The sequence below is a fragment of the Undibacterium sp. Tian12W genome, from assembly GCF_049339405.1.
Lineage (GTDB): Bacteria > Pseudomonadota > Gammaproteobacteria > Burkholderiales > Burkholderiaceae_D > Undibacterium.
Window position 1 is genome coordinate 1 of record NZ_JBMPPK010000025.1, and the last position, 20,587, is coordinate 20,587.

The window sequence follows — 20,587 nt, forward strand, 5'->3', positions numbered from 1 at the left end:
AAACTTTGATACTCTTTCATCTTGAAACTCCTTCTTTTGGTAGAGATAGAAGTTTCAAACCGACCGCCGTATAGGTCAAACCTTGAGGAGTCCCCCGGCAGAGCCGGGGGATTACCTTATTTATTTACTGATTTTTGGATCGCCATAATAACTGACGTCACCAGAGCCGCCTATGCTGACATCCAGCTTGTCCTTGGCCCAGACCTGGGCTGTGCCTGAACCGCCTATCTTGATTTTGACGTTGCGTGCTTCCAGCCTGCCCGCTTTTATATCACCAGAACCACCAATCGTGCCAGCCACGTCATTGACAGTGCCAGCAGCGACAAAATTGCCACTGCCGCCTATGACCACACTCAGGCTGTCTGCCTGCAAGGTCTTAATCTGTACATCACCTGAACCGCCTATCTTGGTCTGCAATTCTTTGCTGGTCAGTTTGTCGGTCCAGACTTTACCTGAACCACCGACGGCGATCTTATCCAGATTCTTGCAATAGACCACGATATTCATGGTCCTGGTTTTAGGGTAACTGTTTTTTTCGGCATTGCGGATTTTCAGGTGACCGCTTTCAACCACGGTTTCTACCAGCGACTGCAGATTGTCGTCAGTCTCTACCTGCACGCCTTCTTTATCGCCCTGGCGCAATTCCAGTCTGGCAGGCAAAGCCAGGTCTATGCCAGAGAAACCAGTGACGGCACGGTCTTGTTTCTGGATATTGCCTGAACCTTCTACGGCCTTTCCTTTGAACCAGCCATCTGACCAGTCAGCGGCAGCAGGCAGGCTGGCCAACGCCAGCAAGGCACCCAGGATGTAGCGGCGGGAAATCGGATTTTTCATCATAGTCTCCTTAATAATTGTTGCCTTGAGACTATCACTAATGAGCGAAGTTCCTGAAAAGGAAACTTATTTAGGCTGTGGCTTGGGTGCGTTATCGTTTTTTGCTGGCTGGGTTTTCAGGGGTTTGACGGTCACTACCTTGCCCTTGCTTTTGCATGGATTGTCTGACCAGACAACACGGCCATCAACTTCGCAACGAAATACGGGTGTTTGTGCTGAAGATAAAATAGGAAACAACAGGGGCAATACCAGGAGGAGAGATTTTTTCATGAAACACTTAGTGAGGAAATACATGCATGATTATACCCTGCATTCTGTTTTCTTTTTTACATCTCCATGACATTTACCGCAGCTTCTTGAAAACCGCTTATGATGCGCTGCACGATGAACAATTGCTACGCCACGGAACGTTTATCCGGCGTGGCGGTCACAACACTTTTCCTCAGGAGACTTTGTATGAAACAATTTCTGCTCGCCATGAGCCTGATCACAGGTCTGGCATCCAGCCAGGCAGCGCTGGCCGATGATGCCTTGAAGGCTGCCATCGCCGGACAACAACGCACGCCAGCCAATGCCGTACGTGACAGTGCGCGTCACCCGTATGAAACCCTGACTTTCTTTGGCATCAAACCAAACATGACCGTGGTTGAACTGTCGCCTGGTGGTGGCTGGTACACAGAAATTCTGGCACCGTATTTGCGCGACAATGGCAAGATGATCGTCGCCCTGAATGATCCAGCCGCCAGCAAGGGCGCCGCCAACTTCAAGCAAAAACTGGATGCTACACCGGCAGTGTATGGCAAGGTACAAATGGGTGTTTTCTCTCCGCCAGCCAAGCTTGATTATGCTGCCAGGGGTACAGTCGATATGGTGCTGACGTTTAGAAATATCCATAACTGGATAGACAATGGCGAACCTGCCATGAAAGCCTTGTTCCAGAGCGCCTATGACAGCCTGAAACCAGGTGGTGTATTTGGCGTGGTAGAACATCGCCTGCCAGCCAGCAAAACCCAGGATGCAAAAGCCAGCACTGGTTATGTGCATGAAAGCTATGTCATCAAACTGGCTGAAAGCGTGGGCTTTAAACTGGCGGGGAAATCTGAAGTCAATGCCAACCCTAAAGACAATGCCGAACATGAAAACGGCGTCTGGGCTTTGCCACCTACCTATGCAAACAAGGAGAAAGACAAAGCTCAGTATGAAGCAATAGGCGAAAGCGACAGGATGACACTGAAGTTCGTCAAATCTTAATGCACTAAGCGCAACTGGCAAGTCTGGCGGTAACAGCTTATGATAGCTGTTACCGCCTTTTTTCTGGGAACCGCCATGTTCAGAAAATGCCTGCTGCTGCTATTGTGCTGTACTGGCATGAGCGGATATGCCGCAGACAAATACATCGTTGATCAGGAACACACATACAGCAATTTTGAATACAAGCACTGGGGCCTGTCCTTGCAGCGCGGCCGTTTCGACAAGAATAGCGGCAGCATAGAACTGGACATGGAGAACAAGACCGGTAGCCTGCAGATTGCCATAGAGGCAGACTCCATCAATACCGGTTCAGATACATTCAATAATATCCTGCGCTCGGCCAGTTTTTTCAATGCAGAGAAATACCCAAAAATCTTTTTTCAGTCGAACAAGCTGGTCTTTAATGAAGACAAACTGGTGCAGGTAGAAGGTGACCTGACCATCAAGGACGTCACCCGCAAGGTAACGGTAGATATCACCCAGTTTGATTGCCGCTTCATGATCATCTACCTCAAGCGTGCCTGCGGCGCGAACGGTTACACCAAAATACTGCGCAGCGATTATGGAGTAGGCCGCTATGTCCCCTTTGTCAGCGATGAAGTGACTTTGTCATTCAGTGTTGAGGCAATCAAAGAGTAGGTCTCTGTCAGGTATAGCGGATGACGATGGCACCCGCTACCGCCAGCAAAATAGCCGTCAGCCGCCGGGCTGGGATTTTTTCATGCAAAACCCAGGCCGCAATCGCTGTGGCAAAAAGTATCGAGGTTTCACGCAGGGCAGCAATGGCGGCCACAGGTGCCAGGGTCATGGCCCACAATGCCAGCCCATACGAAGCGACTGAAGCAGTGCCACCAGCCACCCCGAGAAAATATTTACCCCTGATGTAAGCAAAAAATACCTGCCTGTCCCTGAGCATGACAATAGTCAGTAATACCAATGCAGTCAGCAAAAAAATCCACATGGTATAGGCCGCTGGTGCACCAGACTTGCGTACACCTATGCCATCAACAACGGTATATCCGGCAATGAAACAGGCGTTCAGCAAGGCAAAACCACGGCTTGCCAGTGCCTGGGATTTGTCCCCATTGCTGGTCTGGCCAGACAGACTTAAGCCCAGTATGCCCAGCACCAGCATGCCCAAGCCCAGCCAGCGCAAGGTGGGTACAGCTTCACCAATCACACTGGCACTGACCAGGGCCACCAGCAGCGGTGCAGTGCCACGCATCAGAGGATAAGCCTGGCTCATGTCGCCATGCCGGTAGGTTGCGGCCAGCAAATAAAAGTACGCCACTTGCAAGACCACCGAAGCCAGCATGAATACCCAGCTTTCAAATGCAGGCTGGCGCACAAAGGGCAAAACAATTGCACAAACTAGACCGGCACCAGAGGTCACCAATACTGTATTAAAGTATTTGTTGGTGCCAACCTTGATCGCTGCATTCCAGGCGGCATGCAGGAAGGCGGCGAACAAGACAATAGCGACAACTAGGCTTGACATGAAAATTCAAGCAAGCTGAGTAGTGGATAGCTTGGGTCAAAACACATACGCAAACATTTCATCTATAAGGGATGAGGGGCATTGTAAACCAACATCGTTTGCGGTGAATTACTGAAGATGCGCTCTGCATTTAGTAGAGAACTCTAACGCAGAACGACGATATTCAACTTGCCCCCGTCCAGATTACTATTGGCATTTTCATGACCAGTAAATTTCAATTGTCCGGCTTTCTCGTCCCACTCCATGGCCGAGCCATCATAAGGGTTACGCAATGCTGCTGGTGCGCTGGCAAGGTATGCTGGTATGTCGGCATCAGGAATTTTTTTAAGCAAGATATCGGCTTGTAAACTGACCATGCGTAAATAGGCGTCGGTATCTCTGCTTCTATCAATATAGGTTCCAGCATAATCTGGCACACCTATTTGCATCAGCATTTTTCCTGCAGGGTTATAGGCATGATTGAGGTAGTAAGTAATACCGCTACCGCTTAACTCTTGATTCAAGCTGATTAAACGATTTTTTGTGTCGCTCGCACCAGAAGATGGATTTTTTGCCTCGGCGATAATCAATGCCCAGTTCCTGGCAACCATATTGGATGTTGCATTCGGCTGGAAAGTGAGTTCACCCGGCAAATTCAAAGGCCAAGGAGGATTATCTGATTTATCTTTCGTCAACGCCAGGCTGGCACGCAAATGCTGGGAAAAATTCACCTGTACTCCAGCCTCATACAAGTACGGGCGCTCAAGACTCTTCTCGTCCTCAGTCATGGGTCGCACCAGACTGGTGATACGTTCTGCATATTGTTCCAGCAGCGCCGGATACACCACCAACAGTTCACTTACTGTACGCGCCTGCTTGCGTATCGCCGCCTGCAGCACCATTTTAGAAATCAGGCTGGAACTGTTTTTCAACATCAACCTGAGATAAGAGTCATTGCTTTCCAGCAGTTGCAAACCGGCATCCAGTTTGCCGTCTGCGACATCAAAACTGGCTTGCGTCAATAACAAATCTATTGCATGGCTTAAGTTGATGTAGGCTGGTAATTTTGCATTGAAAGACGGTATGAGATGTTCTTCATAATTCCCCATTTTTCGCATCAATGCATAACGCTCTGCCAGCAACAGATTATTGGTTATTTGCGTAGTTAGTTCAGCGCGTTTCTCCAAATCCAGCTTCACGCAGTTTTGTATGGTTTTCCTGCAGCGATTATTGTTCCAGCTAAACTTTACATATTCTCCCCTGTGCTCGGGATGGTGCTGGCTTTCATAAGCGGCTTTATCTTTTTGGTACAGAGCCTGTTCAGCCTTGATACTCTCTATACCAGTTTTTAGTAGATCGCTACCCAAAGGAGCATTCATTGCCTCCATGATATAAAAACCATTCTGCGCATCGGGCACACGGTATTGCTGGTCATGCAGAAAAGCTTGCGCTTCTGGATTCAAGGCTTCGTCTTTCCAGTTGATGATGGCAAGTGCCACCACTAGCAATACAATAATCAATAGGATAGCCAGGAAGATTCTCAGCGCCCAACGTCCCACCGTTTTCAATTTTTGAAAATTAGCCGGATTGAATTGTCCGTTATTACCAGCAAGCGCGTTTGACATAGATGATTTTCGAGTGGGTTAATCAAGGCGTTTATCAAGACATTTAGACGAATACCTGATTCTGAACAGAGCTAAGCATATACAAACCACGTGCGGATTATCTTTATCTCATTGCACTTCGTCTACGGTTAAATTGTAAAATAAATACCGTTTACTTGAGCATAGCTGTTTTTTTTAAAAAAAGCATACCCCCAATCCTCTATGAACATGTCGCCACTTTTACGCAGCGCCCTCCCGGATGATTATGCAGTCATCGCCACCTGGATAAACAATATACAGGCCTGTACCCGCTGGGCGGGCCCGCAGTTACCCTTTCCATTTGCCAGTGCTGACTTGCCAGCCTTGCTGGCAAAGCCACAGGCGCAAGACCTGGTTCTGATTGATGTGAACAATGATGTGGTCGGATTTGCCCAATTCTGGCAACGGGACGAGCGCCGCACGCACCTGGGCCGTATCATCGTTTCCCCTGCAGCACGCGGTTTGGGTTATGGCAGGCTATTGTGTGAGCAATTGATGCGGCATGCCATAGCTGAGACTGGCTCACCTGTACTCAGTTTGCGGGTGTACCGTAATAATGAAGGGGCGCTGCATTTGTACCGCCATCTGGGATTTGTGGCTGTCGAGACTGATTCAAATGAAGAGGTGCTGGCGATGGAGCACAAGGTTTGAAAGTAATAGGAAAGCCAGCATACGCTGACCTCCCTTATTCCTGTTCAGCCTTGCTTAACCAGCGTAAGTGAAAGTATCCACACTGGTGGTATAGCTGGAACTGGTGACGGTGCTGACATATACGTACTCACCCTTGGCCTGCGCCGGTGTCACGGTAATAAGCATATAGCCGCGACGGTAGGTGTCGATATAAGTGATGTCATCAACCAGTGCCTTGATGGTGCCTGCGAGTGTCGCAGGCGGCACTACTGAGGGAGGGAATACGCCTTCAAAACCGGATGAGGTGACCGACATGCCAGCAAATTCTGCACCCACCTGCGTACCATCAGTCAGTGTCAGTTTGTTGAACCAGGCATTGTGGCTATCGCCTGACAAAACCAGGAATTTTTTGCCTGCCGTTTTCAGTTTCGCAGCGGAATTAAAGACGGCATCGCGGGCATTCGGATAACCTTCCCAGTTATCGAAGTTGTAGGATATTTTGGGATTCTTCAACGGGTCCAGCAAATCTTTTTGCGTCTGTGTCTGCGCTGCTGCCGGCGTTGCCTTGGCAGTCAGGTAAGCAGTCACTGAGTCTGCGCTCAGATTGGAAACCAGTGTCGATGCCGGCAACTGCACGCGGCCCATGACAGTCTGGTTACCCAGTACCTGCCAGGTCGCCTTGGACGATGTCATTTGCGTATCCAGCCAGGCTTGCTGCGTGGTGCCCAGCAATTGCTTGTTCTTGTTGAAAGCGTAGGGCAGGAACTTGGGATCAGCCACATCACGGCCTTGCGCATCCAGCATGCGGTCTGGCGCCTGTTCACGGCCTATCATGCGGGTATCAAGCATGTGCAGCGACAACAGATTGCCAAAGTCAAACGAGCGGTAGATCTTCAGCAGATTGCTGGTATCCGGTGTGCGTATCGGCATCCATTCATGATAAACCTGGCAGGCAGCTGCCTTGCGTGCTGCCCATGTGCCCTGGGTAGCTGGATTATGATTTTCTGCACTATCCATCCAGGCATTATTGGCAAACTCATGATCATCCCAGATGGCGATCATGGGCATGCGTGCATGCAGGGCTTTGAGGTAAGGATCAGCCTTGTGCAGGGCATGGCGTGCGCGGTAATCAGCGACGGTGACAATCTCGCTGGCGGGCGCAGAAACACGGCCTGCAACTTGCGATGCAACTGGTGGATAAACACCATCCTTGTATTCATAAATATAATCACCCAGATGCAGGGCGAACTGCGCACCGGAAGAGATTGCGCTGTCATAAGCATTGAAATAACCGGCAGGATAATCACTGCAAGAGAACACCGCCAGCTTGACCTGATCGACATTGCCAACTGGCAGCGTGCGGGTGCGGCCTACGGCCGAAACGCTATTATTGGGGGCGACGAAACGATAGTAGTATTCTGTATTGGCAGACAGGCCAGTCGCATCAACCTTGGCGGTAAAACCTGTGGCTGCACTTGCTGTCGTTCTGCCCGAGAACAGCACGCTGGAAAAACTGGCATCCGCTGCCATTTGCCAGGTCAGATCAACACTGGCATCTGTCGATATCTTTGCATGCGTCCACAAGATCACGCGGTCTGCCAGAGGGTCGCCGCTGGCAACGCCATAATTAAAGGCAGCCATCTCGCCATTCAGCTCTGGAGAGGAGCCACCGCAGGCAGTCAATACGCCGCCAGATGCCATGACAGCAGCAACGGAAGACATCTTGATGACAAAGCCGCGTCTGGCGATATTTGCTGGCGCTTTTGAATTTTTCTTCTGATCGTTTTGCATCTGGCTACTCCCCTGGAAAATGAGAGATAGTAGGGCTGCCTTATGTCAGGGATATGACGCTGGCGACGATTCTCTGAAGAAAGTCTAGAGCGGCCACTCTAGCGAATTAAAAAGTGTCGGCGCAGGCTTTGTCAAAACTGGGCATAATAGGTTTTTCCGATTTTTTCATTTCCCCACACCGCGAGGCTGCCATGATAGAAGTCCACCATTTAAAAGAATCACGCTCACGCCGCATTACCTGGTTGCTCGAAGAACTGGGGCTGGATTACACCGTCATCTCTTACGACCGTAATCCCAAGACACGTCTGGCACCGCCTGAGCTGCAAAAGATACACCCGCTGGGCAAAGCCCCTGTCATCCGTGACAAAGACCAGACACTGATTGAGTCTGGTGCCATCATCGATTACCTGATACGCACTTATGGTAACGGCCGCCTGGCCCCTGCCGTGGGCACGACTGACTACAACCGCTATGTGCAGTTCCTGCACTATGCTGAAGGTTCAGCCATGTTGCCGCTGTTGCTGAAGCTGTATGTAGGTCGCCTGGGTGACGCCGGTGCACCGCTGCATCCCCGTATCAGCAGCGAAGTGGCAAACCATTTCAGTTACCTGAACCTGGAACTGGAAGGCCGTGATTACTTCGTTGGCGACAGCCTGACGGGCGCAGACATACAATTGTCTTTCGCCGTACAGTCAGCAGTGCGCGGTGCTGGCCGTGAAGCCTTCCCCAACCTGACGCGCTTTGTTGATATGGTTGCGGCGCGTCCCGCTTATCAAAGAGCAGTAGAAAAATACAGCGAGTAATCGCTTTAGATGCAGTTCGTGGATTGACAGCTACGATTGCATGCTCTATCTTCGCATTGCGGCGGACCCTGCAAGCTGGCGCTCAGACGCAAGTCCATAGTGCCTCTGCGGGGTTACCCCGCGGGATAAATTTACCTGGTATTTCATCGCGTGAACCTGCCTGCATTCCATGCAGGACAGCTCACACTTGACGAGACTGGTTGCAGGCTCTCCGCCGCCCCGCTGCCGACGATCATACGCCACTGCCTTTACTCATGGACATTCCCAAACAGGTCGCCTTAGCCATTGCCGACGCCTTACTGGCAGGTGAATGCAGCCATATCGCCCTGATGAAAAACATGAGCTGGGTATTGGGCAGGAAATGGCCGTGGATACCATCGCTATCTCAAAAAATTGTACAACATACTGGCCCGCATTTTTATCATTACAGCCGCCATGAAATGGCTGCATTGATACTGGATGACCATGGTTACGACAATGCCTGGCGTAACGGGGAAAAACCGCAAATCAAACAGTATTGTCTGCAGCCAGCGATCGCCCCTGAAAAACCAGCATGGCTGCAAGCCCTGGTTTTACCTGAATTCAATAACTCCGCTGATCTGGCCAGACACCTGAACCTGACTGTCAATGAACTCGCCTGGTTTGCCGATCAATGGCGACAGGATGCGCAAGCAACCCCGCAACTCGGACACTATCATTATCGCTGGCTGGAAAAAGCAAAGGGCGGCTGGCGTTTGCTGGAAGTACCCAAGTCACGCCTGCGCAATATACAAAGCAAAATCCTGCAACAACTATTGAACCGGGTGCCGCCACATGCAGCGGCGCAGGCATTTCAGCAAGGCCGTTCGAGCATCAGCCATGCGGCACAACACACGGGGAAGCGCGTTGTGGTCAGGCTGGATTTGAAGGATTTTTTTACGAGCATTCCAGGTTCACGCCTGCATGCCCTGTTCGCCAAACTGGGCTATCCAGAAAAAGTAGCGGGTACGCTGGCACGGCTATGCAGCAACCGCACGCCCACAGCTATCGTCAAAGACAAAACCCGCTGCCCATTTGCTCCAGTCAGCTCTGCTCATCTATTGCGCAGTCCACATCTGCCACAAGGTGCGCCAACCTCCCCTGCCCTCGCCAATCTATGTGCCTACCGTCTCGACATGCGCCTGCAGGCCTTGGCAGACAATATGCAGGCCCGTTATAGTCGCTATGCAGATGACCTGACATTTTCTGGTGATGAAGAATTTGAGCAAAGCCTGCGGCGTTTTATCCCACAGGTGGCTGCCATCGTGCTGGAAGAAGGTTTTGTATTAAATTACAAAAAGACCCGCATCATGCGGGCCTCAACCAGACAGCAAGTCACCGGCATCGTCGTCAACAACCACTGCAATATCAAACGAAAAGATTACGATACCCTGAAAGCGATACTGACTAATTGCCTGCGCAGTAATCCAGCTTCACAAAATCGCGAAGGACATGCCGATTTTCGCGCTCATCTGGCAGGCAAGCTGGCCTATATGCGCATGATCAATCCGGCGCGCACGGCGAAACTGCAAACCCTGTTTGAACAGATCAACTGGTCAGACACGCCAGTGATGACTTGACTTTGGCTTAGCGACGGATTGCCGCCCAGGCCAGCATCGCCCATCCAGTCAGGAATGCCACCCCACCTATGGGTGTAATCGCCCCCAATATGCGTACGCCAGTCAATGCCAGCGCATACAGGCTGCCACTGAAAATAATGACCCCTGCCAGCATCGCCCAGGCAGCTTTGCGCAACAGGGCATTATCCTGTTGCTGCAACATGATGCCCAGCGCCAGCATGCCCAGGCCATGCACCATCTGGTAAGTCACTGCCGTTTGCCAGATAGCCAGCATGTCGGCACTCAGCATTTGCTTCAGGCCATGTGCACCAAAGGCACCGGCAGCCACGCCTGTGAACATGAGAATGGCGGCAATAGCGATGAAAGGACGTGCTTGCATATTGGTGGCAGGAAATTGGATGAAAGCAGCATTGTAAGGCAAGGCGCAAAAAAAGAAATTTTTGCGCGCATGGTTCTTCTCACAGAATGTATGGATAATTGTATTTCACTCACATCAGCGATTCGTCCACATTTTCATTTTATGCAGGTAAGAGCATGACAAGTTTTTCTGGTATTTTGATTTTCAGCCTGTTGTTTGGCAGCTTGCACCAGACTGTATCTGCGCAAGCCATAGAAAGCATACCTTTAGGTATGCAAGAAGTAGAAAATACCACGTTAGAAGAGCATGGCAAAACTTATTTTGGTGCTGAAAAAGGCAGTATCAAATCCTGGCAAGTTTTAATGTGGGATGATGAAAAATTATCCTGCAGCCCGTTCCAGGGTTTCCGCAAGAAGTCGTTGCCATTTAACTGGGACAGACAAGATGCAAAAAACTTTCTCATAGAACCTATCGTTCCTGAATCCGCTTTATTCGTACTTAAAGGCTTAGGCACTACATCATTCCAAAAAACAAGCTCGTTTTGCAAAAGTGGGACAACAATAAAAGAAACCATCAGAGAAGACTGGAAAAAAACCGTCAGCCTTGACGCAAAAAAACTGGAGCTGCGTGCTGTTTATCAAAAGAGCGCCGATGCAAAAATCTTGCCAGGGTCCATGCAACTACTGATGAGTGTTCCCGGTAAACCTGACAGCATCATACTGGATCGCGCGCCGGGCATGATTTTTAGTGAGCAGAAACTCCTGTGGTACGGCGATATCAATGGCGATGGGTTACCTGACTTTTTGATACAGAGAACTTTGATCACGGGTGAAACCGACTACATTATTTCTATCAGCAACACCAACTGGCAATACACTGTGCTTGGCATCACTATTGATAGCGACAAGCCTGATATGGGATTTTCTTCCGGTGTCGGTGAGGCAGATTATCAGGAATCACAAGTGCTGAATTCACCAAAGCCTTACCCAGTTTACACCTTACCACAAGCAACGGTCACGGCTTCTGGACAGGAGAAGACGCGCAAAATGGCAAAATCTGGTGCCATGACTGTCTCTAACTTATTGTTAGTTAGCGATCCCGCCAGTGAAAATGCGAATACCAATAGTAATGAAGCTCCCAATATCTCACTGGAGCCAGCAAAAGCAGAAATCAAACGCGATCTGGTATTCAGCTTTGAAGAAGAGAAATATCGCCTGCTGGTTGAAGTGCTGCCCACATTCTGTGGTGAAGTCGGCGGCCCCACTTATATTTCACAATTATACTTCGGTGCCTATGGAGGATGTCCCCGCAGTCTGGTCATCAACCTTTATCACAAGGGTCGACGCCAGGTCTTATTGGTAACCAATACGATCATGGATGGGCCCATCTCCGTGACTGCCGGAGACCTCGATGACAGCGGCATCTTGTCCATCTCCATGAGCTGGCAGCCTCACTATAATAATGGCATGTACAATCAGTGGAAAAAGACGAATGATGGGACAAAAATAATGAAGCGCGTTTCAGTATTCCAGTCACAGGGATGTTGAAATCATGATCAAAAGATTCTTGTGCCTGACTCTTTTTCTCTTTACAGCAACAAGTGCAGTTGCCCAGTCTCGTTACGCTATCATCGAAACATCTGAAGGAAACATCAAAATAGAATTGAATGCAAGGCAGTCGCCAAAAACAGTTGCTGCTTTTATCAAGTACGTTCAGGCAGGAATATACAGAAACAGTATCGTTCATCGCGCCGTAAAAGATTTTGTGATACAAGGCGGAGAATTGATGAAGGCGACCCCGGGCGAAAGAAATGAAGCACTACGACCAGACTTTTCTTTACCAGTGTTCTTGCCTGAAGTAAAGAATGGACTCAAAAACCAGCGCGGTACGATAGCGATGACCAGAGCCAGGGTAGGCAATAATGAGTTAGCACCCACAGGTTTCTTTATCAATCTAAAAGACAATCAATTTCTTAACTATTACCGTTACGAAAAAGAAACCATGGTGCCTACCCAGGCTGGCCCACAGCTTGCTCCTGCGGGCACTGAGATCAGCGGCTATGCTGTATTTGGCCGTGTAGTTGAAGGTATGACTGTCGCAGATCAGATAGCTCAAACCGCAGTTGAAGTACGTGGCTTATATGAACATATGCCCGTGCAGGAAATTGTGATCAAACAGATTCGCCTTAGCGATAAATAATATTGACTACTGGCGAATAGAAGCAAGGATTTGCTATTACGGTTTTTAAAACCAGGCTAACAAACAAAACAGGTCGCTCGAAGGCGACCTGTTTTATCTTGCCGAGACCTGAAATGAAAAATATCAGGCAGCTTTTTGCGCAGACTGTGCAGTATTAAACTCTGCAATCAGTGTTGCTTCCTTGGCCTTGGCGGCTTTGAAATGCCTTTCCTTGACATGACCATAACCGCGTATGTCTTCTGGGATGCTGGCTATCGCTACTGCCTTGGACAAATTATCTGCATTCAGCGAAGGCAGCAATTTGTTCAGGGTTTGTTTATACTCGACCGGTAAGGCGCGTTCCATCCTGCGCTCTTCGGTGTAACCGAAAATATCAAATGTGCCGCCACGCAGGGACTTGAACTTGGCCAGTACGCCAAAAGCTTTCATCATCCATGGACCAAACTGTTGCTTGATCAGGTGGCCCTTGTCGTCACGCTTGGCCAGTAATGGCGGTGCGAGGTGGAAGTTGATCGCATAGTCGCCTTCAAACATGTCGGCAATTTTCTTTTGGAACTTGCCGTCAGTGTACAGACGTGCGACTTCATATTCATCTTTGTAGGCCATCAGTTTGAACAGGTATTTCGCCACCGCTTCTGTCAGGCGCAAAGGCTTGTTGCCATCGACGAGTTTGCTTTCTGCTGTTTTGACTTGCGCCACAAATTCGCTGTACTGGCTGGCGTAAGCGGCATCCTGATAATCCGTCAAAAATGCCACGCGCTTGTTGATGGTGTCATCCAGTGTAGGCGCACGTTTCAGTTCTATGACTTGAGCTGGTGTCACCAGGCGTTGCACGGCTGCCAGATCATGTGCAGCCAGGCGGCCCCAGTTGAATGCCTGCTTGTTGAAATCTATCGATACACCATTGAGTTCAATCGCACGCATCAGGGCGACTTCTTCCAGCGGTACCCAGCCTTTTTGCCAGGAATAGCCGAGGATGAACATATTGGTGGCGATATTGTCACCCATCAAGGCCGTGGCTATTGAGGCGGCATCGATCAGATCAACGCGGTCGGCACCGCAGGCTTTGCGGATATCGCCTTCGGCCGATTCAGCCGGGAATTGCCAGTTAGGATTCTTGATGAAAGTGGATGTAGGCGAACCATTCGCATTGATAGCGGCATGGGTACGGCCCTCCCCCATACGCGACAGCGCATCCTTGCCTGCCGTCACGATCAGGTCACAGCCTATGACCAGATCAGCCATGCCTGTACCTACGCGTGTTGATTGTATGTCATCCGCATGGTCAGCCAGTCGCACATGTGACATGACCGCGCCACCTTTTTGTGCCAGACCTGTCATGTCCAGCACGGAACAGGCTTTGCCCTGCAAATGCGCAGCCATCGCCATGATCTGGCCGATGGTGATGACGCCGGTACCTCCTACACCGGTCACCAGTACACCGAAAGGTGTTTTGGTATCAGGCAGGGCTGGATAAGGCAGTGCATTCACGTCGAGTGCATTGCCTGGTTCTATCTTGGTTTTTGCCGGTTTCTTGAGTTTGCCGCCTTCGACGGTAACAAAGCTGGGGCAGAAACCTGTGACGCAGGAAAAATCCTTGTTGCAGGAAGACTGGTTGATCTGGCGCTTGCGACCGAATTCGGTTTCCAGCGGCTCGACTGACAGGCAGTTGGATTGCACTGAGCAATCGCCACAGCCTTCACACACTGCCTCATTGATGACTGCACGTTTGGCAGGGTCAGGGAAGCCAGGTTTGCCATCCTTGTCTATCTTTTTCCTGCGGCGGCGTTTTTCAGACGCGCAGGTCTGGTCGTAAATCATCGCAGAGACGCCCTTGGCAACGCGCAATTCGCGTTGCACGGCATCAAGCTCGCTACGGTGGCGCACGGTGACACCGGCAGCCCATGGATAATTCGCGCCATATTTTTCTGGCTCGTCAGTGACGACGATGATAGGGCCGACACCTTCAGCGGCGATCTGGCGCGAGATCATGCCAGGGTCCAGCGGACCATCGAATTCTTGTCCACCTGTCATGGCGACAGCATCATTGAACAGTATCTTGTAAGTGATATTGACTTCACCAGATACCGCAGCGCGTATCGCCAGCAAACCCGAGTGATAGTAAGTACCATCACCCAGATTACAGAATACATGGTTCTCAGTTGTGAATGGTGCCTGGCCTACCCAGGTCACGCCTTCTGCACCCATGTGGGTGAAGGTGGAGGTTTCGCGGTCCATCCAGGTCACCATGTAGTGACAACCGATACCGGCCAGCGCACGGCTGCCCTCAGGTACTTTGGTAGATGTATTGTGCGGGCAGCCAGAGCAGAAATGCGGTACACGGTCCTTGTTAGGATCAGGCTTGGAGATCACATTCAGCATGGATTCCTTGGCTTCCAGATAGGCTACACGTTCTTTCACGCGTTGCTCTACCGGGTGGCCAGCGAAGTAGCGGCTGATGCGCGAAGCAATCGCACGGGCGATCTGTGCCGGGTTCAGTTCATAAGTCGCTGGCAGCAACCATTCACCATGGCCGGAGCCATGCAGGTTGCTCCACTCACCACTATCGTCGAACTTGCCAACTACGCGTGGGCGTACTTTGTCTTCCCAGTTGTACAGTTCTTCTTTTAAGGCGTATTCAAGGATCTGGCGTTTTTCTTCAACGACCAGAATTTCTTCGAGGCCAGTGGCGAACTCGCGCACGCCTTCGGATTCCAGCGGCCAGGTCAGGCCTATCTTGTACAGGCGTATGCCTATGTCCTTGGCGACTTGCTCATCGATGCCCAGGTCGGCCAGGGCCTGACGGGTATCGAGATAGGATTTACCGGCGGTGATGATGCCTATCTTGGCAACCGGGCTGTCCCAGATAATTTTATTGAGCTTGTTGGCACGCGCATAGGCCAGCGCCGCATACCATTTGTAGTTATTCATGCGGATTTCTTGCGCCAGTACCGGGTCTGGTGTGCGTATGTTCACGCCATCGGCGGGCAAGACAAAATCTGCTGGAATGACAGGTTGCACACGGTCTGGATCGATATCAACCACAGCACCGGATTCAACGATGTCAGTCACGCATTTCATCGACACCCACAGGCCGGTATAGCGCGACATGGCGATGCCATGCAGGCCATAGTCCAGATACTCTTGCACGGTAGATGGATACAACACCGGAATACCACAGGCCTTGAGGATATGTTCACTCTGATGCGCTGCTGTGGAAGACTTGGCGGCGTGGTCATCACCCGCCACGACCAGTACACCACCATGTTTGGATGTACCTGCCAGATTCGCGTGTTTGAACACGTCACCACAACGATCTACGCCAGGGCCTTTGCCATACCACATGGCAAACACGCCATCATATTTAGCACCAGGGAACATATTCACCTGTTGCGTACCCCAGACTGTCGTAGCCGCCAGGTCTTCATTCACGCCGGGGTGGAATTTGACATGGTGTTTGGCCAGATGTTTTTTTGCCTTGGCAGCAGTCAGATCGACATTACCCAGCGGTGAACCGCGATAACCGCTGATATAGCCGCCAGTATTGAGGCCAGCTTTTTCATCGGCCTGGCGCTGCAACATCATCAGGCGTATCAGGGCCTGGGTGCCGGTCATGAAGGCGCGGCCGCGCTCCAGCGTGAATTTATCGTCGAGGGAAATATTGTTGTCGATCAGCGCCTGCTGCTCGGCTTTTAGCGGTGCGTTCATGGGGTCTCCGTGCTTTTTATCGTTTGGGCAATGGTGTGCGCAACAAAACAGAATCACCTTGTGAGTGAATCATATACTTTTTTAGTGTAGCTCGACTTTGTAAGGGATGAGCAAGTTCAAGCTACCATGATATGGGTCGCACATTAACACGCTGTATTGCCAGTCCCAATGGACAGTGCTGCACAAAGAGACCAGTACAGTATGACTGACACTTTCCAAAAGTGTACTGGTCAGCCTGAATACAATCAAAATTTTGCTTTTTATGCATTTGATTTCTATCGTATCAATGACTGGAATCTGGGAGAATAGGTTTTATAAAAAGCAGCCGCAAGATAGACAGGGACTGCGCAGCAGGGGCAGTTTTGCATCAGACCACAAAGGCAAGGAAAATCATGTCCGGTACCAAAGCAACACTGATAGATAAGATCATGTATCCCTGTACAGTCTTGATGAGCAAACTCAGTTTGCGCACCAAGTTGCTGGGTATATTTATTATTTTGCTACTGCCTTTGTTGTTTTTTGCCAGCCTTTCCCTGAACCAGATACGGACTAATGCCATCAATGCTCACAACGGCCTGGCCGGTGTGGAGGCAAATGGTCTGGTCATGAATGTGATCATCCAGACACAAAAGCACCGTGGTCAGGTCAATCTCAAGCTTGCTGGAGAAAAGCTGGATGATGATCTGGCGAAAACCCGGACTGAGCTGAAAAATAGCCTGACCCAGCTCGACCAGTTCTTGCTCAATCATGCCGACCTGGGCCTGCAAGGCCCATGGAAAGCCAGTGCTGATGAACTGCAGCAACTGGCTGCAGGCCAGATTGCCGCCAATGTCAAAGACAATGTCGTCCAGCACAGCCGCCTGATCAGGCAAAGCCTGCAATTCTCTGCCTTGCTCAGTGAAAAAACCGGCTTGCTGACAGATACCCAGAGCGCCAACTTTCTTTTGCTGGATATCTCCCTGCGCAAGTTACCTGTATGGATAGAGCATGTGGCGCTGTTGCGCGGCCTGGGCGCCAGTTATATCAAGACAGGGTCTATGGAGTTCCCGGAAAAAGCGGGCGTGATCTCGCGCCTTGATGCCTTGCAGGCAGCCATGAATGGGGTGACTGATCTTGATGAGGCGATGAAACGGGCTGATGTCGATGTCAGCACTGCAGAACAGGCAGCGATCGAAGCAGCCCAGACCTTTGCCACACTCGCCAGGAAAAACCTGCTGGCAGAAAGCATCAGTGGGGATGCCAGTGCCTATTTTGCCCAAGGCACGCAAGCCATAGAGAAAACCCTGGCATTGCAAACCCAGATGCAGGCCAAACTGACAGGTATATTAAGAGACCGCAGCAGCCAGATGGACTTGTATCAAAACCTGGTCAGCCTGGGCACTGGCCTTATTGTCATCCTCAGTTGCTATCTGGCGCTGGGGTTTTACCGTGGCTTCATGTCTGCCCTGAATCAGGTAGGGCGTGCGGCACATTCTGTTGCTGCCGGTGACCTGACCAATCACATACGCATCATAGGCAAGGATGAGCTGGCAAAAACCGGTAATTTGCTGGAAGCCATGAATGGCAATTTGTCCAAACTCGTGGCGAATGTACGTAGCAATGCCAGCATGGTGGCGCAACTGGGCGAGGGCCTGGCGACGAACATCAGTGACTTGACTGTCAGGACTGAGCAACAGGCATCAAGCCTGGAAGAAACATCAGCCAGTGTCGATGACCTGGCTGATACTGTCAAAAAGAATGCCGACAGTGCCAGGGCAGTCGATAACCTGGCAGCCAACCTGCGCCTGATTACAGAATCCACGGGTGACGACATGCGCGCCGCCGTCGAGTCCATGAATGGCATACACCAGAGCGCCCGCAAGGTGCAGGAAATCGTCAGCCTGATTGATGGCATTTCTTTCCAGACCGATATCCTCGCCCTGAATGCAGCGGTAGAAGCTTCGCGCGCGGGCGAGCATGGCCGTGGTTTTGCCGTAGTCGCCAGCGAGGTACGCAGCCTGGCACAACGCAGTGCTGACTCGGCCCGCCAGATCAGGCGTTTGATTGATGACTCTGTACAAAGGGTGGATCAGGGCGTGAATCAGATCAGCAATGTCAACATGACACTGACTGACATCGTCGGTGGTATTCGCGACCTGGCAAATAATATCAATGCGATTTCCGTCGCTTCCAGTGAACAAAGCAATGGCCTGTCGCAAATCTCTGAAGCCCTGCGCCATCTGGATGAAATCACCCAGAGCAATGCCCAGATGGCAGAGCAGGCCAAACATGCGTCCATCAGCCTGGAAGACAAGGCCCATGCCCTGACCAGGGCGGCATCCGCCTTTAAATTATTGCAAGGTACAGCAGACGAGGCTTATGCGCTGGTCAAGAAAGCCGTGGCAGCGTATCAGTCCAGAGGCAGACCGGCCCTGCAAATCATCACGGCCAATGCCGACAAGCTATATGCCGACCGCGACATGTATGTGTTTGCCTTTGACCGTAATGGCCAATACCTGGCTTTTGCCGGCAATGCGGCCAAACTCAAGGTCAATCTGTTCCATGTCGATGGCCTGGATGGCCGCAAGCTGGTAAGGGATGCTTTTGCCCTGCCAGCAAGCGGTGGCTGGATCAATTACACCATCGTCAACCCTGTTTCAAAAAAGACGGAAGCAAAAACCTCTTATATAGAAGCGGTGGAAGACAATCTGGTGCTGGGCTGTGGCGTGTATCAGGTCGAGTAAGGCATGGAATGCCATGGCCAATGCTGTCTGAGGCTATAATCACAGCATGAAACTCAAATTCACCAAAATGCATGGTGCCGGTAATGACTTTGTCGTTATCGATGCGATTAACCAGCACATCAATTTCACGCCTGCGCATTGGCGGCTGATTGCTGACCGCCGCTTTGGCATAGGGGCAGACCAGATCCTGGTGGTAGAACGACCTGAAAGTCAGGACGTCGATTTTCGCTATCGCATCTATAACGCTGACGGTGGTGAAGTCGAACAATGTGGCAATGGCTCACGAGCTTTTGTGCAGTTTGTCATCGAAAAAGGCCTGACCAGCAAATCGACCATACGGGTGCAGACCATGTCCGGCGTCATAGAACCGCGCATGGGGGCAGATGGCAAAATCACCGTCAATATGGGGGCACCCATACTGGAAGCAGCTCAGGTGCCATTCAATGCCGAAGGTCTGGAATCCAGGCCTGAAGGGCATGACAGCTTGTGGCCACTGGACATCAATGGCAAACAGGTCTGGGTTTCTGCCGTTTCCATGGGTAATCCCCATGCAGTGCAGGTAGTAGCCTCGGTCGATGACTTCCCCGTTGCTGCTGATGGTCCTCTGATCGAGCAGCATCCTCGCTTCCCGCGCCGCGTCAATGCTGGCTTCATGGAGGTTGTGGATCGCCAGCACATACGGCTGCGCGTGTTTGAACGTGGTGCCGGTGAAACCCTGGCCTGTGGTACTGGTGCCTGTGCCGCCGCTGTGGCTGGCCTGCGCCGGGGCTTGCTGGATAGCCCGGTACGTGTCAGCATGCGCGGTGGTGAACTTTCCATTGCCTGGGAGGGTGAAGGCCAGCCAGTATTCCTCAGCGGCCCGGCAGTGACCGTCTTTGAAGGCGAAATTAATTTAACAAAAACATGATGAATTCCACTGATATCGCCACCTACCTGATACAGCATCCGCATTTTTTTGAAGAACATGCAGAGTTGCTGGGTTCCATCAAACTGACCAGCCCTGTCATGGGGCGTGCCATTTCCTTGCAGGAAAGGCAAATGGAGGTCGTACGCGAAAAATATCGCAGCCTGGAATTGCGCATGGCAGATTTGCTGCGCATCGCAGAAGAAAACCATGACATCAGCCAAAAGTTCCAGACCTGGACGCGCGCGCTGCTGCTCGCCCGAAACGACGTCGATTTACCCCATGTACTGACTCAGGGCTTGCAGGATATCTTCAACCTGCCACATGCCACCCTGCGCCTGTGGGGTGTGGCTGAGGATTTTGCCCATACCTGGTTTGCCAGCACTACCAGCGATGATGCACAGTTGTTTGCCAAGGGCCTGACCACGCCTTATTGCGGCAAGAACCATGATTTTGAAGCAGCGGGCTGGATAGAGACAGAGCAGCCGGTTGAGTCACTGGCCATGCTGCCCCTGCGTTTGTCTGGCAATGGCCCGACTTTTGGTTTACTGGTACTGGGCTCACCCGACCCTAACCGCTATACCAAGGACATGGCAACGGATTTCCTGAGCAAGATTGCCGACACCAGCAGCGCTGCGCTGAGCTGCCTGGTCGATATCTAAGTAAGC

Annotated in this window: 17 protein-coding genes; 10 read left to right on the forward strand and 7 right to left on the reverse strand. The window is 51.1% G+C overall.

Annotated elements, in window-relative coordinates; genetic code table 11:
- Positions 1-120: 120 nt before the first annotated feature.
- Both ACO0LI_RS25795 and ACO0LI_RS25800 read right to left on the reverse strand, forming a co-directional pair.
- Complete coding sequence (locus ACO0LI_RS25795; RefSeq protein ID WP_423036236.1) at positions 121-834, reverse strand: head GIN domain-containing protein; 714 nt, start codon at positions 832-834, stop codon at positions 121-123.
- A 66-nt stretch (positions 835-900) separates the two neighbouring features.
- Entirely contained in the window at positions 901-1,104 is a 204-nt protein-coding gene (locus ACO0LI_RS25800; protein WP_423036238.1) for a DUF4124 domain-containing protein, read from the reverse strand.
- Between the two features lie 186 nt (positions 1,105-1,290).
- On the opposite strand from ACO0LI_RS25800, the gene ACO0LI_RS25805 reads away from it, so the two are divergent.
- Together ACO0LI_RS25805 and ACO0LI_RS25810 are read left to right on the forward strand one after the other, a co-directional pair.
- Positions 1,291-2,085 (forward strand): class I SAM-dependent methyltransferase, encoded by a 795-nt coding sequence (locus ACO0LI_RS25805; RefSeq protein ID WP_423036240.1) that lies wholly within the window; start codon positions 1,291-1,293, stop codon positions 2,083-2,085.
- 75 nt (positions 2,086-2,160) lie between these two features.
- Complete coding sequence (locus tag ACO0LI_RS25810; RefSeq protein ID WP_423036242.1) at positions 2,161-2,724, forward strand: YceI family protein; 564 nt, start codon at positions 2,161-2,163, stop codon at positions 2,722-2,724.
- Positions 2,725-2,731: 7 nt separating this feature from the next.
- Here ACO0LI_RS25810 and ACO0LI_RS25815 read toward each other — a convergent pair whose 3' ends face one another.
- Positions 2,732-3,583: an EamA family transporter gene (locus ACO0LI_RS25815; RefSeq protein WP_423036244.1), complete on the reverse strand. Its 852-nt coding sequence runs from the start codon at positions 3,581-3,583 to the stop codon at positions 2,732-2,734.
- Between the two features lie 143 nt (positions 3,584-3,726).
- Positions 3,727-5,187, reverse strand: coding sequence for a hypothetical protein (locus ACO0LI_RS25820; RefSeq protein WP_423036246.1), 1,461 nt, complete (start codon positions 5,185-5,187; stop codon positions 3,727-3,729).
- Positions 5,188-5,394: 207 nt separating this feature from the next.
- Between ACO0LI_RS25820 and ACO0LI_RS25825 the strand changes: the two genes are divergently transcribed.
- The gene (locus tag ACO0LI_RS25825; RefSeq protein ID WP_423036248.1) at positions 5,395-5,856 is read left to right on the forward strand and encodes a GNAT family N-acetyltransferase; all 462 of its coding nucleotides are present in this window, start codon (positions 5,395-5,397) and stop codon (positions 5,854-5,856) included.
- A 54-nt stretch (positions 5,857-5,910) separates the two neighbouring features.
- On the opposite strand, the gene ACO0LI_RS25830 is transcribed toward ACO0LI_RS25825, so the two are convergent.
- Entirely contained in the window at positions 5,911-7,626 is a 1,716-nt protein-coding gene (locus tag ACO0LI_RS25830) for an alkaline phosphatase D family protein (RefSeq protein WP_423036250.1), read from the reverse strand.
- A gap of 191 nt (positions 7,627-7,817) precedes the next feature.
- Between ACO0LI_RS25830 and ACO0LI_RS25835 the strand changes: the two genes are divergently transcribed.
- A complete protein-coding gene (locus ACO0LI_RS25835) occupies positions 7,818-8,429 on the forward strand; it encodes a glutathione S-transferase family protein (RefSeq protein WP_423036252.1) in 612 nt (203 codons plus the stop codon).
- 254 nt (positions 8,430-8,683) lie between these two features.
- Positions 8,684-10,027 carry a reverse transcriptase family protein gene (locus tag ACO0LI_RS25840; RefSeq protein WP_423036254.1) on the forward strand — a complete coding sequence of 448 codons (1,344 nt, stop codon included), beginning with the start codon at positions 8,684-8,686 and terminating at the stop codon, positions 10,025-10,027.
- A 7-nt stretch (positions 10,028-10,034) separates the two neighbouring features.
- Here ACO0LI_RS25840 and ACO0LI_RS25845 read toward each other — a convergent pair whose 3' ends face one another.
- Complete coding sequence (locus tag ACO0LI_RS25845) at positions 10,035-10,406, reverse strand: DUF423 domain-containing protein (protein WP_423036256.1); 372 nt, start codon at positions 10,404-10,406, stop codon at positions 10,035-10,037.
- 155 nt (positions 10,407-10,561) lie between these two features.
- Between ACO0LI_RS25845 and ACO0LI_RS25850 the strand changes: the two genes are divergently transcribed.
- Positions 10,562-11,932 (forward strand): hypothetical protein, encoded by a 1,371-nt coding sequence (locus ACO0LI_RS25850; protein ID WP_423036258.1) that lies wholly within the window; start codon positions 10,562-10,564, stop codon positions 11,930-11,932.
- Positions 11,933-11,936: 4 nt separating this feature from the next.
- Positions 11,937-12,584, forward strand: a complete 648-nt coding sequence (locus tag ACO0LI_RS25855) for a peptidylprolyl isomerase (RefSeq protein ID WP_422950081.1) — start codon at positions 11,937-11,939, stop codon at positions 12,582-12,584.
- Positions 12,585-12,707: 123 nt separating this feature from the next.
- Here ACO0LI_RS25855 and ACO0LI_RS25860 read toward each other — a convergent pair whose 3' ends face one another.
- On the reverse strand, positions 12,708-16,292 hold the full coding sequence (locus tag ACO0LI_RS25860) for an indolepyruvate ferredoxin oxidoreductase family protein (RefSeq protein ID WP_423036260.1): 3,585 nt from the start codon (positions 16,290-16,292) through the stop codon (positions 12,708-12,710).
- Between the two features lie 392 nt (positions 16,293-16,684).
- On the opposite strand from ACO0LI_RS25860, the gene ACO0LI_RS25865 reads away from it, so the two are divergent.
- From ACO0LI_RS25865 to ACO0LI_RS25875, 3 genes are read left to right on the forward strand one after another with little or no spacing between them, the layout of a single operon-like run.
- Positions 16,685-19,015 (forward strand): methyl-accepting chemotaxis protein, encoded by a 2,331-nt coding sequence (locus ACO0LI_RS25865; RefSeq protein ID WP_423036262.1) that lies wholly within the window; start codon positions 16,685-16,687, stop codon positions 19,013-19,015.
- 46 nt (positions 19,016-19,061) lie between these two features.
- Positions 19,062-19,922, forward strand: coding sequence for a diaminopimelate epimerase (gene dapF / locus ACO0LI_RS25870; protein WP_423036264.1), 861 nt, complete (start codon positions 19,062-19,064; stop codon positions 19,920-19,922).
- The gene (locus ACO0LI_RS25875) at positions 19,922-20,581 is read left to right on the forward strand and encodes a DUF484 family protein (protein ID WP_422950077.1); all 660 of its coding nucleotides are present in this window, start codon (positions 19,922-19,924) and stop codon (positions 20,579-20,581) included. The genes dapF and ACO0LI_RS25875 overlap by 1 nt, the downstream gene beginning before the upstream one ends.
- Positions 20,582-20,587: the final 6 nt, after the last annotated feature.